The sequence below is a fragment of the Streptomyces phaeofaciens genome, assembly GCF_014648915.1.
Classification (GTDB): domain Bacteria; phylum Actinomycetota; class Actinomycetes; order Streptomycetales; family Streptomycetaceae; genus Streptomyces; species Streptomyces phaeofaciens.
On sequence record NZ_BMSA01000006.1, the window covers coordinates 150,328 to 164,353 of the forward strand.

Annotated in this window: 12 protein-coding genes and 1 pseudogene; 10 read left to right on the forward strand and 3 right to left on the reverse strand. The window is 73.0% G+C overall.

Annotation, left to right across the window (positions count from 1 at the left end):
* Nucleotides 1-222 precede the first annotated feature (222 nt).
* On the forward strand, nucleotides 223-1,488 hold the full coding sequence (locus tag IE275_RS13795; RefSeq protein WP_189711385.1) for a polysaccharide deacetylase family protein: 1,266 nt from the start codon (nucleotides 223-225) through the stop codon (nucleotides 1,486-1,488).
* Between the two features lie 81 nt (nucleotides 1,489-1,569).
* Here the strand turns inward: IE275_RS13795 and IE275_RS13800 are convergent, their stop codons facing one another.
* The gene (locus tag IE275_RS13800) at nucleotides 1,570-2,550 is read right to left on the reverse strand and encodes an ATP-binding protein (RefSeq protein WP_189711387.1); all 981 of its coding nucleotides are present in this window, start codon (nucleotides 2,548-2,550) and stop codon (nucleotides 1,570-1,572) included.
* Nucleotides 2,551-2,651: 101 nt separating this feature from the next.
* Here IE275_RS13800 and IE275_RS13805 point away from each other — a divergent pair, with 101 nt between their 5' ends.
* The gene (locus IE275_RS13805; protein WP_189711389.1) at nucleotides 2,652-3,476 is read left to right on the forward strand and encodes a Fic family protein; all 825 of its coding nucleotides are present in this window, start codon (nucleotides 2,652-2,654) and stop codon (nucleotides 3,474-3,476) included.
* A gap of 476 nt (nucleotides 3,477-3,952) precedes the next feature.
* Here the strand turns inward: IE275_RS13805 and IE275_RS13810 are convergent, their stop codons facing one another.
* Nucleotides 3,953-4,786: an HAD family hydrolase gene (locus IE275_RS13810; protein ID WP_189711391.1), complete on the reverse strand. Its 834-nt coding sequence runs from the start codon at nucleotides 4,784-4,786 to the stop codon at nucleotides 3,953-3,955.
* 572 nt (nucleotides 4,787-5,358) lie between these two features.
* On the opposite strand from IE275_RS13810, the gene ssd reads away from it, so the two are divergent.
* From ssd to IE275_RS13845, 7 genes and pseudogenes are all read left to right on the forward strand, one after another.
* Nucleotides 5,359-6,471: a septum site-determining protein Ssd gene (gene ssd, locus IE275_RS13815; RefSeq protein WP_189711393.1), complete on the forward strand. Its 1,113-nt coding sequence runs from the start codon at nucleotides 5,359-5,361 to the stop codon at nucleotides 6,469-6,471.
* Nucleotides 6,468-7,661 carry a TadA family conjugal transfer-associated ATPase gene (locus tag IE275_RS13820; protein WP_189711395.1) on the forward strand — a complete coding sequence of 398 codons (1,194 nt, stop codon included), beginning with the start codon at nucleotides 6,468-6,470 and terminating at the stop codon, nucleotides 7,659-7,661. The genes ssd and IE275_RS13820 overlap by 4 nt, the downstream gene beginning before the upstream one ends.
* A complete protein-coding gene (locus tag IE275_RS13825) occupies nucleotides 7,645-8,514 on the forward strand; it encodes a type II secretion system F family protein (RefSeq protein ID WP_189711397.1) in 870 nt (289 codons plus the stop codon). The genes IE275_RS13820 and IE275_RS13825 overlap by 17 nt, the downstream gene beginning before the upstream one ends.
* 49 nt (nucleotides 8,515-8,563) lie before the next feature.
* Nucleotides 8,564-9,361: a type II secretion system F family protein gene (locus tag IE275_RS13830; RefSeq protein WP_189711399.1), complete on the forward strand. Its 798-nt coding sequence runs from the start codon at nucleotides 8,564-8,566 to the stop codon at nucleotides 9,359-9,361.
* Nucleotides 9,362-9,610: 249 nt separating this feature from the next.
* Complete coding sequence (locus tag IE275_RS13835) at nucleotides 9,611-9,820, forward strand: DUF4244 domain-containing protein (RefSeq protein WP_189711401.1); 210 nt, start codon at nucleotides 9,611-9,613, stop codon at nucleotides 9,818-9,820.
* Nucleotides 9,807-10,193, forward strand: coding sequence for a TadE family type IV pilus minor pilin (locus tag IE275_RS13840; protein ID WP_189711403.1), 387 nt, complete (start codon nucleotides 9,807-9,809; stop codon nucleotides 10,191-10,193). Before IE275_RS13835 ends, IE275_RS13840 begins: the two co-directional genes overlap by 14 nt.
* 38 nt (nucleotides 10,194-10,231) lie before the next feature.
* Nucleotides 10,232-10,462 (forward strand): annotated as a pseudogene (locus tag IE275_RS13845) (Rv3654c family TadE-like protein); the annotation flags it as partial.
* 205 nt (nucleotides 10,463-10,667) lie between these two features.
* Here IE275_RS13845 and sftH read toward each other — a convergent pair.
* Complete coding sequence (gene sftH, locus IE275_RS13850) at nucleotides 10,668-13,448, reverse strand: DEAD/DEAH box helicase (RefSeq protein ID WP_229870227.1); 2,781 nt, start codon at nucleotides 13,446-13,448, stop codon at nucleotides 10,668-10,670.
* Between the two features lie 162 nt (nucleotides 13,449-13,610).
* On the opposite strand from sftH, the gene bldG reads away from it, so the two are divergent.
* Nucleotides 13,611-13,952, forward strand: coding sequence for an anti-sigma factor antagonist BldG (gene bldG / locus IE275_RS13855; protein WP_009189842.1), 342 nt, complete (start codon nucleotides 13,611-13,613; stop codon nucleotides 13,950-13,952).
* Nucleotides 13,953-14,026: the final 74 nt, after the last annotated feature.

Sequence of the window (14,026 nt, forward strand, 5' to 3'; positions counted from 1 at the left end):
AGTAAACAGATCGTAATGGAGAGTAAAAGGCAAGCATGGATTTTTGTGGCAAATGGGGTAAAAGGTCACCCAGATGTATGAAGTGAGCATTTCATCGGCTTGTCGTACTAATTCCTTCTCGGCCCCGTGCGACGTTGACGGCGCCGTCGGCTCGTCCCGGCGGCGCCGTCAGAGAACGCCCTCGTCGGCGTTGGCCGAGAGAAGGAAGAAGGTGGGCGGAAGATGGCCGCCACCCAGAGGATCGCCGCGGGCGCCGTCGCCGCGGCTTTCACCGCGTCGCTCGCCGGTTGCGCTGCGGGAACCGGCGGTTCCCATGCTTCGAAGGAAGGCGCCGAAGGCCCGCCGGCCCGCGCGCCGAAGAGTACGGTCCGGCTGATCGGCGACGGCTCCACCGCGTACACCGGGGAGCAGCCGCACCTCCCCCGGCCCGAACGGCTGAAGCCCGGTCAGAAGCCCCCGCAGTTCGTGGTCTTCTCCTGGGACGGCGCCGGTGAGGACAGCCAGAAGCTGTTCTCCCACTTCCGTCAGGTCTCCAAGGCCAACAACGCCACGATGACGTACTTCCTCAGCGGCGTGTACATGCTGCCGGAGGAGAAGGCCGACCTGTACCGGCCGCCCCAGCACTCACCGGGCCGTTCCGACATCGGCTTCAACGACGAGCAGGGCATCGCCGACACCGCGGAGCAGCTGCGCCTGGCGTGGCTGGAGGGCAACGAGATCGGCACCCACTTCAACGGCCACTTCTGCGGCAAGAACGGCGGCGTCGGCGAGTGGTCGGTGGAGGAGTGGAAGGACGAGATCGCCCAGGCCAAACAGTTCGTGAAGACCTGGAAGACCAACACCGGCCTGACGCAGGCGGCCCCGCTGCCCTTCGACTACGACAAGGAACTCGTCGGCGCCCGCACCCCCTGTCTCGAAGGCCAGAAGAACTTCATGCGGGCCGCCGGTGAACTGGGCTTCCGCTACGACACCAGCGGCGTCAACAACCAGCTCTGGCCCGCGAAGAAGCAGGGCCTGTGGGACCTGTCGATGCAGCTCGTGCCCTTCCCCGGCCACACCTACGAGCAGCTCACCATGGACTACAACTTCATGGTCAACCAGTCCGGCACCACCACCCAGGGCGACCCCGCCAAGTACGACCGCTGGGGCGACCAGATGCGGGACGGCCTGCTCAAGGGCTTCGACCGGGCCTACGACGGCAACCGCGCCCCGCTGATCATCGGCAACCACTTCGAGTCCTGGAACGGCGGCACGTACATGCGCGCCGTCGAGGACGTCGTCGAGGCCGTCTGCAACAAGCCCGACGTGCGCTGTGTGTCCTTCCGGCAGCTGGCCGACTGGCTGGACACCCAGGACCCGCAGACGCTGGCCCGGCTGCGCACCCTTCAGGTCGGCGAGGCCCCGAAGCAGGGCTGGACGTCCTTCCTGTCCGGCAGCCGGGCCCCGGCCCCGAAGGGGGCACCCGGAGCACCGGCGGCCGGGCGGTAGCCACCGGTCTGCCGTCCCGGGCACCGGTTGCCCGGCGGCTGCCGGATGCGGCCGCCGGACGGTGGTGGTGCGCGGCAGGTGTCAGACGGCGGCCGCGACGCTCTCGCCGAGGACGAAGTGGGGGTCGACCTGCGCCGCCAGGTCGGCCCCGGTCCGTTCGTTGCCCCAGGACTGCGCGTTCTTCAGGTGGAAGTGCACCATCTGGCGGGTGTAGCGCTCCCAGTCGCGCCGTTCGTACGCCGTGTCGACGGTCGTCTGCAACTGGCGCAGGGCGTCACGGTTGGTGTCCTCCAGGAGGGTGAACCGGGGCGGCCGGCCCTTCTCCATGGCGCGCACCCAGTCCGAGTGCCCCACTGTCACGAGCAGGTCGTCCCCGACCTCGGCGCGAAGGAAGTCGATGTCCTCCGCGCCCTGCACCTTGTTGCCGACGACCTTCAGCTCGACGCCGAAGTCGCGGGCGTACTCCTTGTACTGGCGATAGACGGAGACCCCCTTCCGGGTCGGCTCGGCCACGAGGAACGTGATGTCGAAGCGGGTGAACATGCCGGAGGCGAAGGAGTCCGAACCGGCCGTCATGTCGACCACGACGTACTCGTCACGGCCGTCCACCAGGTGGTTCAGGCACAGCTCCACCGCTCCCGTCTTGGAGTGGTAGCAGGCGACCCCCAGGTCGGCGTCCGTGAAAGGGCCCGTGACCATCAAACGGACGGCACCGCCGTCGAGTTCCACCGGCCGGGCGCAGGAGTCGTACACCGGATTGTTCTCGCCCACCCGCAGCAGCCGGGAGCCCTCGCCGGGCGGGGTCGTCTTGATCATCGTGTCGGCGGAGGCGATGCGCGGGTTGGAGCCGCGCAGGTAGTCCTTGATCAGCGGGAGCCGCTCGCCCATCGCCGGCAGTTCCGCGGCCCGCGTCTCGTCGAGTCCGAGGGCGGGTCCGAGGTGCTGGTTGATGTCCGCGTCGATCGCGATCACCGGTGCGCCGACGGCGGCGAGATGACGGATGAACAGGGAGGACAGGGTGGTCTTGCCGCTGCCGCCCTTCCCAACGAAAGCAATTTTCATGTTCACCAAGCGTAGCGGCCCGATAGCTGTAGGTGGCAGGTGGGCGTGAAGAAGACCACTCCTTCGAGGGGTGCGCGCCCTCGTTGCGTAATGTCGTACTCATGAGTACGACAGGCGCGTCCGCCGATCCGCTCGCGGCCCTGGGCTCGCTGCCCGGTGTGGCCGAGTCCGTGGAGTCCGTGCGCAAGGCCGTGGACCGGGTCTACGGGCACCGGGTCATGCGGCGCCGCAGCAACGCGATCACCTCCGAGGCGGCCCTGCGCGGCTCCCGGGGCTCCGCGGCGTTCTCCGGTGCCGACTGGGCCCTGGAGGAGGTGCGCCGGCGCAGCGACTTCGGCGTCGACGACGACGCGCGCGTCGTGGGCGCCGCCCTGCGGCTGACCGCCGAGGCGGGCCAGCTGCTGTCCATCTGGCGCCAGTCACCGCTGCGCGTGCTGGCCCGGCTGCACCTGGTGGCCGCGGCGACCGACGACGACGAGGTGGGGCGGCCCCGGCAGGCGGGGGAGGCGGTCGACGAGCCGCTGATCGAGCTGCCGCTGCCCGATGCCCCCGAGCTGGCCGGCCGGCTGGAGGGGCTGTCCCAGCTGATCATCGCGGGCAGTTCGGCGCCCGCCCTGGTGACGGCCGCCGTCGTGCACGGCGAGCTGCTCGCCCTGCGTCCCTTCGTCTCCCACAACGGCCTGATCGCGCGGGCCGCGGAGCGCATCGTCCTGATCGGCAGCGGCCTCGACCCCAAGTCGGTCTGCCCGGCCGAGGTGGGCCATGCCGAGCAGGGCCGCGCGGCCTACCTGGCGGCCCTGGAGGGCTATGTCTCCGGGACGCCGGACGGCATGGCGGCCTGGATCGCCCACTGCGGCCGGGCGGTCGAGCTGGGCGCTCGCGAGTCGACGGCGGTGTGCGAGGCGCTCCAGCGCGGGGCGGCGTGAGCGACGCGCCGTGAAGGGCGCGCCCGCGCGTGGGTGTGCGGGCACGGGCGCGTGGGCGCGGGCGCGTGTGGGGCCGTGGATACGAAAAAGAGGCCCCCGCGCGGGAGCCTCACATGGCACATGGGATGCGGCGGTACGAGTCCTCGTACCGCCGCTGGCATGCTCACCCGGTTACCAAGCGTCCTCGAAATGTTGCCCATCAGGCCGGGTGCTTTGCCCGCTTCCTGGTGCGGCTGGCCCGTAATCGACGGGTCGACGTCGCGTGGGTGCCCAGTGGTCATGCGCGGTCCGTGGGGCCAAATGCGTTATTAAGGTGATCCTCTCGGATGTCCTTGGTCTCGCGGGCCGTTGAGTCCTTTGTACTCCAGGCCCCGGACAAGCGGAAGTCCTGGCGCCAGTTCTTTACTTTTACTCTCAAACAGGAGCTAAACGGACGCGCGGAGGGTGTGCCGGTCCACGGACCCGGCCGTGCCCGCTCAGGCGGTCGCCGTACGGCGCCGGCTGGCGTACCAGACGAGGCCCGCCGTGGCGGCCGCGGCCCCTATGGCGGCCGCCGCGACCAGTGCCGGGCGGGGCGGTACGGAGAACGACGGGATCCGCTGCTTGAGCCGCACGGGCCGGTGGAAGTCGAGAATCGGCCATCCGCTCGCGACGGCCTCCCGCCGCAGCGCCCGGTCCGGGTTCACGGCATGGGGGTGGCCCACTTCCCGGAGCATCGGCAGATCGGTCGCCGAGTCGCTGTACGCGTAGCAGCGCGAGAGGTCGTACCCCTCGGACTCGGCCAGTTCCTTGATCGCTTCCGCCTTGGTGGGGCCGTACGCGTAGTACTCCACCTCGCCGGTGTAGCAGCCGTCCTCGCCCACGACCATGCGGGTGGCCACCACCCGGTCCGCGCCGAGGAGCTCGCCGATCGGCTCGACCACCTCCGCGCCCGACGTCGACACGATGACGACGTCACGGCCGGCGGTGTGGTGCTCCTCGATCAGGGAGGCCGCCTCGTCGTAGATGAGGGGGTCGATCAGGTCGTGAAGGGTCTCGGCCACGATCTCCTTCACCTGTTGGACGTTCCAGCCGCGAACCATCCGGGACAGGTACTCGCGGGTCTTCTCCATCTGGTCGTGGTCCATACCGCCGACGAGGAAGACGAACTGGGCGTACGCGGTCCGCAAGGCGGCCCTGCGGTTGATCAGCCCGCCCTGGTAGAAGGACTTGCTGAAGGTGAGCGTGCTCGACTTCGCAATGACCGTCTTGTCCAGGTCAAAGAAGGCCGCTGTGCGGGGCAAGGAGTGGTTTTCCACAAGCACGAGCATAGGGGCAGCCCATTCGGCGTAAGGTGGGCGCGTGGGTTTGCCTGAGAGGGCTCTCGGGTACACCATGGAAGTCACGGATCGTTCGCGACCGTGCTAACGCGGTCCGGCTCCTCCCCCCCCGAGTCGGCCGTGAAGGCGACCCCCGCTCTCCCCCCCGGCGGGGGTCGTCGCATGTCCGGGTGGGTTTTCCTGTTCTGTACACGGCCGGTGCGCCGTGCCGAGGCGGCTGCGTCCGCCTCTTTTTGCATGCCCACGACCCGTCACTGTGCGTAGTCGTCGGACTGCTCTGCGGAAGTCGCACAGGGGATGGTGCGGGCGTCACCGGTATGGGTGACGGCGTTATTCACAAGAACCTGCTTGTCCACAGTTTTCCACCAAGATCCACACGATTTCCGGGTTCGCCGCATCGTGATTCCGACGCGTCCGCTCGGGCCGAGTTCATGGCCGGTTCCGTTTGCCGACGCGTACGGCCGGCTTCTGCCAGGCCGCGCAAATGGAGGCCGGATGCCCGGTTCTTCACACGTTTGGGAATCGCGGGGCCACAGGGACAGCGCGCCCCGCCGCGAAGGGGGATGGACACCGTGGCCGGAGCCGTCACACACGACCCGCCGCCCACCGCCGGAGGCCGGCAGGGCAAACCGCTGATCGTCACCGAGGACGCGCTGCTCCTCGACGACCTGCTGCGCCTGTGCGCCGCCGCGGGCGCCACACCCGAGGTGCACCACTCGGTGCCGGAGCGTCGGGGCAGCTGGGACTCCGCGCCGCTCGTCCTGGTCGGCGACGACGCCGCACACCGGGTGCGCGGAGCCGCCCGCAGGCGAGGAGTGGTCCTCGTCGGACGCGACCAGGACGACTCCGGGGTCTGGCGGCGCGCCGTCGAGATCGGCGCCGACCACGTGCTGATGCTGCCCGACGGCGAACAGTGGCTGGTCGACCGCATCGCCGACGTCGCCGAAGGCGTCGGCCGGCCCGCGCTCACCGTCGGCGTCATCGGCGGCCGGGGCGGCGCCGGGGCCTCCACGCTCGCGTGCGCCCTCGCCGTCACCTCCGCGCGCGAGGGACTGCGCACCCTCCTGGTGGACGCCGATCCGCTGGGCGGCGGACTCGACGTACTCCTCGGCGGGGAGACCGCCGAAGGGCTGCGCTGGCCCGCCTTCGCCGCCTCGCGCGGACGGGTCGGCGGCGGGGCCCTGGAGGAGTCGCTGCCCAGGCTGCACTCGCTCAGGGTGCTCAGCTGGGACCGGGGCGACTGCGTCGCCGTCCCGCCCCAGGCCGTCCGCGCGGTGCTTGCCGCGGCCCGGCGCCGGGGCGGCACGGTCGTCGTCGACCTGCCCCGCCGGGTCGACGACGGGGTCGCCGAGGCACTCGCCCAGCTCGATCTGGCCATCGTCGTCGTCCCCGCCGAACTGCGGGCCGTCGCGGCGGCCGGACGCGTGGCCTCCGCCGCCGGCATGGTCGTGCGCGACCTCAGGGTGGCCGTACGCGGCCCGTACGCGCCCGGACTGGACGACCGCGAGGTGGCCAGACTGCTCGGACTGCCCCTGGCCGGCGAGGTGCCCGTCGAGTCGGGACTGCTGCGCCCCGACGGCGGCAAGGCACCACCCGGCGCCACCGCGCGCGGGCCACTCGCCCGCTTCTGCAAGGGCTTCTGGGAGCGGGCCCTGACCGAGGCGGGCGGCTCATGAGCACGGCACCCGGCCTCGAACGGCAACTGCTCGACGGCGTACGGCAGTGGCTCGCCGACAGCGGCGCGGAACCCACACCCGCGCGCGTGGCGCAGGCGCTGCGCGAACAGGGCCGTGTCCTCGGCGACACCGAGGTCCTCGGCGCTGCGGAGCAGCTGCGCCGCGAACTGATCGGCAGCGGGCCCCTGGAACCCCTGCTCGCCGACCCGTCGGTGACCGACGTACTGGTCTCGGCCCCGGACCGGGTCTGGGTCGACCGGGGCGGCGGCCTGGAACTGACCGCCGTCGCCTTCCCGGACGCGGCGGCCGTACGACGCCTCGCCCAGCGGCTGGCCGCGGTGGCCGGACGGCGCCTGGACGACGCCCGGCCCTGGGCCGACGCCCGGCTGCCCGACGGAACACGGCTGCACGCGGTGCTGCCGCCGGTCGCCGTGGGCTGCGCCTGCCTGGCGCTGCGGGTGGTACGGCCGCGCGCGTTCACCCTCGACGAACTGGTGGCAGCGGGCACGGTCCCGCCGGGCGGCGACCGGATCCTGCGGGCGCTGGTGCGGGCCCGGCTGTCCTTCCTGATCAGCGGCGGCACCGGCAGCGGCAAGACCACCCTGCTGAGCGCGCTGCTGGGGCTGGTCGGGCCCGGGGAACGGATCGTGCTCGCGGAGGACTCGGCGGAGCTGCGGCCCGACCATCCCCATGTGGTCCGCCTGGAGACGCGCCCCGCCAACCAGGAGGGCGCCGGGCTCGTCACCCTCGAGGACCTGGTGCGCCAGGCCCTGCGGATGCGGCCGGACCGGCTGGTCGTCGGCGAGGTGCGAGGGCGCGAGGTGGTGGACCTGCTGGCGGCGCTCAACACGGGTCACGAAGGCGGCTGCGGGACGGTTCATGCCAATGCCGCCGCCGACGTCCCCGCCCGGCTGGAGGCGCTCGGTACGGCGGCCGGCCTCGACCGGGCCGCGCTGCACAGCCAGGTGGCGGCCGCCCTGTCGGTGGTCCTGCACCTCGTCCGCGACCCGGCCGGGCGGCGCCGGATCGCCGAGGTGGACGTGCTGGAGCGGGACCCGTCGGGACTGGTGCGGACCGTGCCCGCCCTGCGGTGGCAGGCGGACACCTTCGCCCGGGAGCGGGGCTGGGCGCGGCTGCGGGAGCTGCTGCGGCCCGAGGAGAGCGGAGCGGGCGATGAACTGGACGGGTGAGATGCCGACGGCCGCGGCGGTGGCCTGCGCCGGGGCGGCGGCGTGGCTGCTGGGCGGGCCGTACTCCGGGGCCCGGCGGGCACAGTTGCTGCTCGCCGGGGGCGGGGTGGTCGGCGGTGGGCCCCCGGCCTGGCCGGAGCTGGCCCAGGAGCTGCGGCGGCTGCGCGGCCGGTGGCGGCCCGAATGGTGGGCGCCGGTCGTCGGGCTGGCCCTGGCCGTGGTGGGCGCCTCGGTGCTGCCGGTCGTCGCGGGGGCGGCCGGAGTGCCCCTGCTGCGCCGACTGCGAAGGGCCGCGGAGGCCCGGCGGGCCGGAGAGCGGCAAGGGGACGCGGTGATCGCGTTGTGCGCGGCGCTCGCCGGGGAGGTCAGGGCGGGACGGCAGCCCGGGGAGGCGTTGCAGCGGGCCGCACGGGACACCGCAGGGCTGGGCGCGGCCCAGGCGGCGGTGCTGGCGGCGGCTCGGTTCGGGGAGGACGTCCCCAAGGCCCTCGCGGCCGCGGCCCGGCAGCCGGGGGCCGACGGACTGCTGGGACTCGCGGCGTGCTGGCGGGTGGCCGTGGACCAGGGCGCGGGCCTCGCGGCCGGACTCGACCGCCTCGAAGGGGCGTTGCGGGCCGAGCGCGACCAACGGGCCGACCTGAGAGCCCAGTTGGCGGGCCCGCGGGCCACGGCGGCGATGCTCGCCGGCCTGCCGGTCCTGGGCCTCCTGCTGGGCACGGCCCTCGGCGCCGACCCGCTGCACGTCCTGCTCCACACCGGCGCGGGGCTGGGCTGCCTGCTCGTCGGAGGGCTGCTGGAGGGCGCCGGGGTGTGGTGGGTGCTGTGGATCGTGCGGAAGGCGGAGGGGGCGTAGTGGGCAGCGGTGCGATCGGAGCGAGGTGGGTGACGTGAGCGGAGGCGGTATGGGCGGGGAAGTTTTCCACAGGCTGGGGGCGAGCTTGGGGGTCGTGCTGCTCCTGGTGTGGCTGGTGCGGTGGCTGGACACCGTGCGGCGTCGGCGCAGGGCACGACAGCGGCTCGCCGAAGTGCTGCCGTGGCTGCCGGCGCCGAAGAAGGCGCGCGGCGGACCGCGGGAAGCCGTGAAGCGGTGGCTGCCCGAGATGGCGGTGGCCGGTGCCGGATGCGCGGTGGTCGGTGGCGCGGGCGGCCTCGCGGTGGGGCTGATCGGCGCGGTGGCGCTGGGGCGGTGGCGCCGCCGACGCGGGACGACGGCTTCCGCGAGCACGGCCGCAGTGAGCCAGGCCGACGCGCGGCTCGCCGCCCGCCAACTGCCGCTCGCCGCCGACCTGCTGGCCGCGTGCATCGCGGCGGGTGCCGGTCCGGTGATCGCGGCGCAGGCCGTGGGCGAGGCGCTGGACGGTCCCGTCGGGGAGGCGCTGGCGCGGGGTGCCGCCGAGGTGCGGCTGGGGGGTGAACCGGGCACCGCCTGGCGGCGGCTGGCCGCCACGCCGGGGGCGACGGCACTGGCCCGGCTGCTGGAGCGGGCCGGCGTGTCGGGTGTGCCGGCCGCCGTGCCCGTCGCCCGGATCGCGTCGGACGCCCGTGCCGATTGGACACGCGCCGCGACGGCCAGGGCCCGGCGGGCGGCCGTCATGGTCACCGCGCCTGTCGGGCTGTGCTTCCTGCCCGCCTTCATCGCCGTCGGCGTCCTGCCCGTGGTGATCGGGCTCGCGGGCGGGGCCCTGGGCGGAGGGAGGTGAGCGGGATGCGGTGAGCAAGTGCCGCGGGGCGCGGAGCGAGAGAGCGAACGACGGCCGGAGAACAGGCGGAGAGCCGGCAGAGAAGGCAGAGAAGGCAGAGAAGGCAGCGGTCAGGCGGCCCAGGCGTAGGCCGGGTGGATCAGCCACGGCCTGGCGGACCAGCCACGGCCGGGCGGACCAGCCACAGGCCAGGCGGAACAGCCGCGGGCCGGTCAGAGACGAACGGAATCGAACCTCACGGGGGTTGAGATGGACAAGGCGGTACGGGCGCGGCTGCGCGCCCTGGTGTGCGGGACGCGGCGTGGGCGGAGGGACGCCGGAATGGTCACCTCCGAGTACGCGATGGGGATCGTGGCGACGGTGGGCTTCGCCGTGCTCCTCTACGAGGTGCTGACGAGCGACGCCGTCATGGCGCTGTTGCAGGACATCGTGAGGCGGGCACTCAGTGCGCAGATGTGAGCGGGTGGGCGCGTGGCGGCGGTGGCGGGGTTCCGACCAGGGGTTCGTGACGGCGGAGTCGGCCGTGGTGTTGCCGGTGCTGGTGGCGTTCGCGATGGCGCTCGTGTGGGGGCTGCTGGTCATGGCCGCCCAGCTCCAGTGCGTGGACGCGGCCAGGACCGGCGCCCGGGCCGCGGCCCGGCAGGACCCTCCCGACGCGGTGGTCGCGCTGGCCCGTGAGGCGGCACCGGGCGGGGCGAGGGTGACGGTCAGCCGGGAGGGCGACCAGGTCCGGGTGGTGGTCGTGGCGAAGCCGGCGGTGCTGCGCGGGCTGCCCTTCGAGGTACGGGAGGAGGCGGTGGCGGTGGCGGAGGACGCGGGGGAGGGGCCATGAGGGCCAGGGACGGCGGAGACCAGGGCTCCGCCACCGTCATGGGCCTCGCCGTGATCGCCGTGCTGTGTGTGGTGTTCGGCCTGGTGCTCGCCTACGGGCAGGCCGTCGTGATCCGGCACCGGGCCGCCGGCGGTGCGGACCTCGCGGCGCTCGCGGCGGCGGACCACTGGGCGGAGGGCGAGCGGGAGGCCTGCGCCCGTGCCGGCCGGGTGGCCGGGGCGCAGGGTGCGCGACTGGTGCGGTGCGCGGTCGTCGGGGAGATCTCGGACGTGACGGCGGCGTCGGGACGGGGCCCGTTCACGGCCGAGGTCAGGGCCCGCGCGGGCCCTCCGGGACCGGTGCAGCCGCCCTTGGACTCCGGACCGGTGCCGCTGCCCGTGGACTCGGGGCCTGTTCCGCCGCCCCCGGACTCCGCGCCGGTGCCGCCCCTCCCGGGCCCGGCCCCGGCGCCACCACCCTCGGACCCTGCGACCGTCACGCCCCCGACGGCTCCCTCGGAGGCTTCCGCGCCCCGTCGCCCGCCGGAGGTATCTCGTTTCGCGCCCCTTCGCCTGCCGAAGGATCCTCGGTCGGCGTCCCCTCGCCCGCCGGAGCATCCCCGACCCGCGCCCCTTCGACCGCCGGAGCCTCCCTGACCCGCGTCTCCTCACCCACGGCAGGCTCCACGCCGAGCGCTTCCTCGCCCACGGCAGGCTCCTGGCCCACCGCAGGCTCCTCGACCCGCGCTTCCTCGCCTGCCGGAGCTTCCTCGTCCCCCGGGGCCTCGCTCGCCCCCGGAGCCTCGCCCACCCCAGGCTCCGAGACCCGAGCCTCCTCGTCCGCCCGAGTCCCTTCGTCCCGCGCCACCCCGTCCCCCCGCGCCACCCCGTCCCCCCGCGCCTCCTTCTCCTCCGGGGCCGCCCGCAGCAGTTCCGTGAGGAGCCGTACCGCGCCCCGCTTGTGCAGCGGATCGTTGCCGTTGCCGCACTTGGGGGACTGGATGCAGGACGGGCAGCCGGCCTCGCACTCGCAGGAGGCGATGGCCTGGCGGGTGGCGGTCAGCCAGGCGCGGGCGGTGTGGAAGGCGCGCTCCGCGAAGCCCGCGCCGCCCGGATGGCCGTCGTAGACGAAGACCGTCGGCAGGAGCGTGTCGGGGTGCAGGGGGACCGACACACCGCCGATGTCCCAGCGGTCGCAGGTCGCGAAGAGCGGGAGGAGGCCGATGGAGGCGTGCTCGGCGGCGTGCAGGGCGCCGCCGAGGATCTCGGGGTTGATGCGGGCCGCGTCCAGCTGGTCCTCGGTGACCGTCCACCACACCGCGCGGGTGCGCAGCGTACGGGGAGGGAGGTCGAGCTTCGACTCGCCGAGCACCTCACCGGTGATGACACGCCGGCGCAGGAAGGAGACGACCTGGTGGGTGACTTCGACCGAGCCGTAGCACAACCGGCCGTCGCCCCACGGGATTTCGACATCCGTCTCGAGGACGGAGATGGCGGTCGTGTCGCGGGCGACGGTCGAGTAGGGCGGGTTGGCCTGCTCGACCAGGGCGACGGAGTCCTCCAGATCCAGGGAGCGGACGAGATACGTGCGGCCCTGGTGGAGGTGGACGGCGCCCTCGTGGACAGCGGTGTGGGCGGAGCTCGCGTCGACCGTGCCGAGCAGCCGGCCGGTGCCCGACTCGACGATCTGTACGGGCCGGCCGCCCTCGCCGCGGATGTCGGTGAGGTCGGCGGCGCGCTCGCGGCGGGTCCAGTGCCAGGCCCTGGTGCGGCGGCGCAGCAGCTTCGCGGCCTCCAGTTGCGGCAGCAGGCCCTCGGTCTCGGGGCCGAACAGCTCCAGGTCCTCGTCGGTCAGCGGGAGTTCCGCGGCGGCGGCGCACAGGTGCGGGGCGAGGACGTAGGGGTTGTCGGGGTCGAGGACGGTCGATTCCACCGGGCGGTCGAAGAGCGCCTCGGGGTGGTGGACCAGGAAGGTGTCCAGCGGGTCGTCGCGGGCCACCAGGATGGCCAGCGCGCCCTGTCCGGCGCGGCCCGCCCGGCCGGCCTGCTGCCACAGGGACGCGCGGGTGCCGGGGTAGCCGGCGATCAGGACGGCGTCCAGGCCGGAGACGTCGATGCCGAGTTCCAGGGCGGTGGTGGCGGCGAGGCCGAGGAGTTCGCCGGAGTGGAGGGCCTGTTCGAGGGCGCGCCGTTCCTCGGGGAGGTAGCCGCCGCGATACGCCGCGACACGCCGGGCCAGGGAGCGGTCGACCTCGGCGAGCCGTTCCTGGGCGATCACCGAGACCAGTTCGGCGCCGCGCCGGGAGCGGATGAAGGCGACCGTGCGTACGCCCTGCACGGCGAGGTCGGTGAGCAGGTCGGCGGTCTCGGCGACGGCCGTACGCCGGACGGGTGCGCCCTTCTCGCCCTGCATCTCGGTGAGCGGGGGTTCCCAGAGGGCGAACACCAGTTCACCGCGGGGTGAGGCGTCGTCGGCGACCTCGACCACGGGGAGGCCGGTGAGACGGCCGGCGGCTTCCGCGGGGTCGGCGGCGGTCGCCGAGGCCAGCAGGAAGACCGGAGAGGAGCCGTAGCGGGCGCACAGCCGCCGCAGCCGGCGCAGCACCTGGGCGACATGGGAGCCGAACACGCCGCGGTAGGTGTGGCACTCGTCGATGACGACGTACTTCAGTGACTTCAGGAAGGAGGACCAGCGGGGGTGGGACGGGAGGATGCCGCGGTGCAGCATGTCCGGATTGGTCAGGACGTAGTTGGCGTACTGGCGGATCCACTCGCGTTCCTCGAACGGCGTGTCGCCGTCGTACACGGCCGGACGCACGGCGTTGCCCAGGGGTTGTGAAAGTTCTTTCACGGAGCGGCGCTGGTCCGCCGCGAGGGCCTTGGTGGGGGCGAGGTAGAGGGCGGTGGCGCCGCGTCCGTTCGGCGCCTCGGAGCCGTCCAGAAGGGTGGACAGCACCGGCATGAGATACGCCAGGGACTTGCCGGAGGCGGTGCCCGTGGCGACGACCACCGAGTCGCCGTCCAGGGCGTGCTCGGCGGCCAGGGCCTGGTGCGCCCAGGGGTGCTCGATGCCGCGGGCCTGCACGGCCGCGATGACCTCGGATCGAATCCGGTCCGGCCAGACGGCATGGCGACCCGCGCGCGGGGGCAAGTGCTCCGTATGAGTGATGCGCGACGCCCGGCTCGGGCCCGGGGCGAGCCGGTCCAGGAGTTCGCCCGGCGACAGGCGCGAGGCGGGCTGTGCCGAGGATCGTTCGGATTGGTGATTCTTGGCCATCGGCACCGAGTGTGTCACCGGCGTGACGGACAATGGAGCCAAGGCGTCGTGCACGCCTGCCGGTAAGTGATTGAATGCCATCGCGGCTGGCGAACCGTCCCGGGGGCTCCTGCCGAGGTGTCCCGAGGGGCGACCGCTCGATAGCAAGGTGCTGGAGGATCCGTGGACCTGTCCCTGTCGACCCGTACAGTCGGCGATCGTACGGTCGTCGAGGTCGGTGGCGAAATCGACGTATATACCGCGCCCAAGCTGCGCGAGCAGCTGGTCGAGCTGGTGAACGACGGGAATTTCCACCTCGTCGTGGACATGGAGGGCGTGGACTTCCTCGACTCCACCGGGCTCGGCGTACTGGTCGGCGGACTGAAGCGGGTGCGTGCCCACGAGGGCTCGCTCCGCCTGGTCTGCAACCAGGAGCGCATTCTGAAGATCTTCCGCATCACCGGTCTGACCAAGGTGTTCCCCATTCACACCTCGGTCGACGAAGCGGTAGCTGCCACCGACTGACCACCACTCCGTACCGGGCCGCGCGGCCCGGTACGGACCAGTTGAACACCGGGGGACCGGCCTCGGCGGCCCGG

Coding starts and splice junctions, on each gene's coding strand:
- IE275_RS13795 (WP_189711385.1), top strand. CDS start 223: ATGGCCGCCACCCAGAGGATCGCCGCGGGCGCCGTCGCCGCGGCTTTC.
- IE275_RS13800 (WP_189711387.1), bottom strand. CDS start 2,550: ATGAAAATTGCTTTCGTTGGGAAGGGCGGCAGCGGCAAGACCACCCTG.
- IE275_RS13805 (WP_189711389.1), top strand. CDS start 2,652: ATGAGTACGACAGGCGCGTCCGCCGATCCGCTCGCGGCCCTGGGCTCG.
- IE275_RS13810 (WP_189711391.1), bottom strand. CDS start 4,786: ATGCTCGTGCTTGTGGAAAACCACTCCTTGCCCCGCACAGCGGCCTTC.
- ssd (WP_189711393.1), top strand. CDS start 5,359: ATGGACACCGTGGCCGGAGCCGTCACACACGACCCGCCGCCCACCGCC.
- IE275_RS13820 (WP_189711395.1), top strand. CDS start 6,468: ATGAGCACGGCACCCGGCCTCGAACGGCAACTGCTCGACGGCGTACGG.
- IE275_RS13825 (WP_189711397.1), top strand. CDS start 7,645: ATGAACTGGACGGGTGAGATGCCGACGGCCGCGGCGGTGGCCTGCGCC.
- IE275_RS13830 (WP_189711399.1), top strand. CDS start 8,564: ATGGGCGGGGAAGTTTTCCACAGGCTGGGGGCGAGCTTGGGGGTCGTG.
- IE275_RS13835 (WP_189711401.1), top strand. CDS start 9,611: ATGGACAAGGCGGTACGGGCGCGGCTGCGCGCCCTGGTGTGCGGGACG.
- sftH (WP_229870227.1), bottom strand. CDS start 13,448: ATGGCCAAGAATCACCAATCCGAACGATCCTCGGCACAGCCCGCCTCG.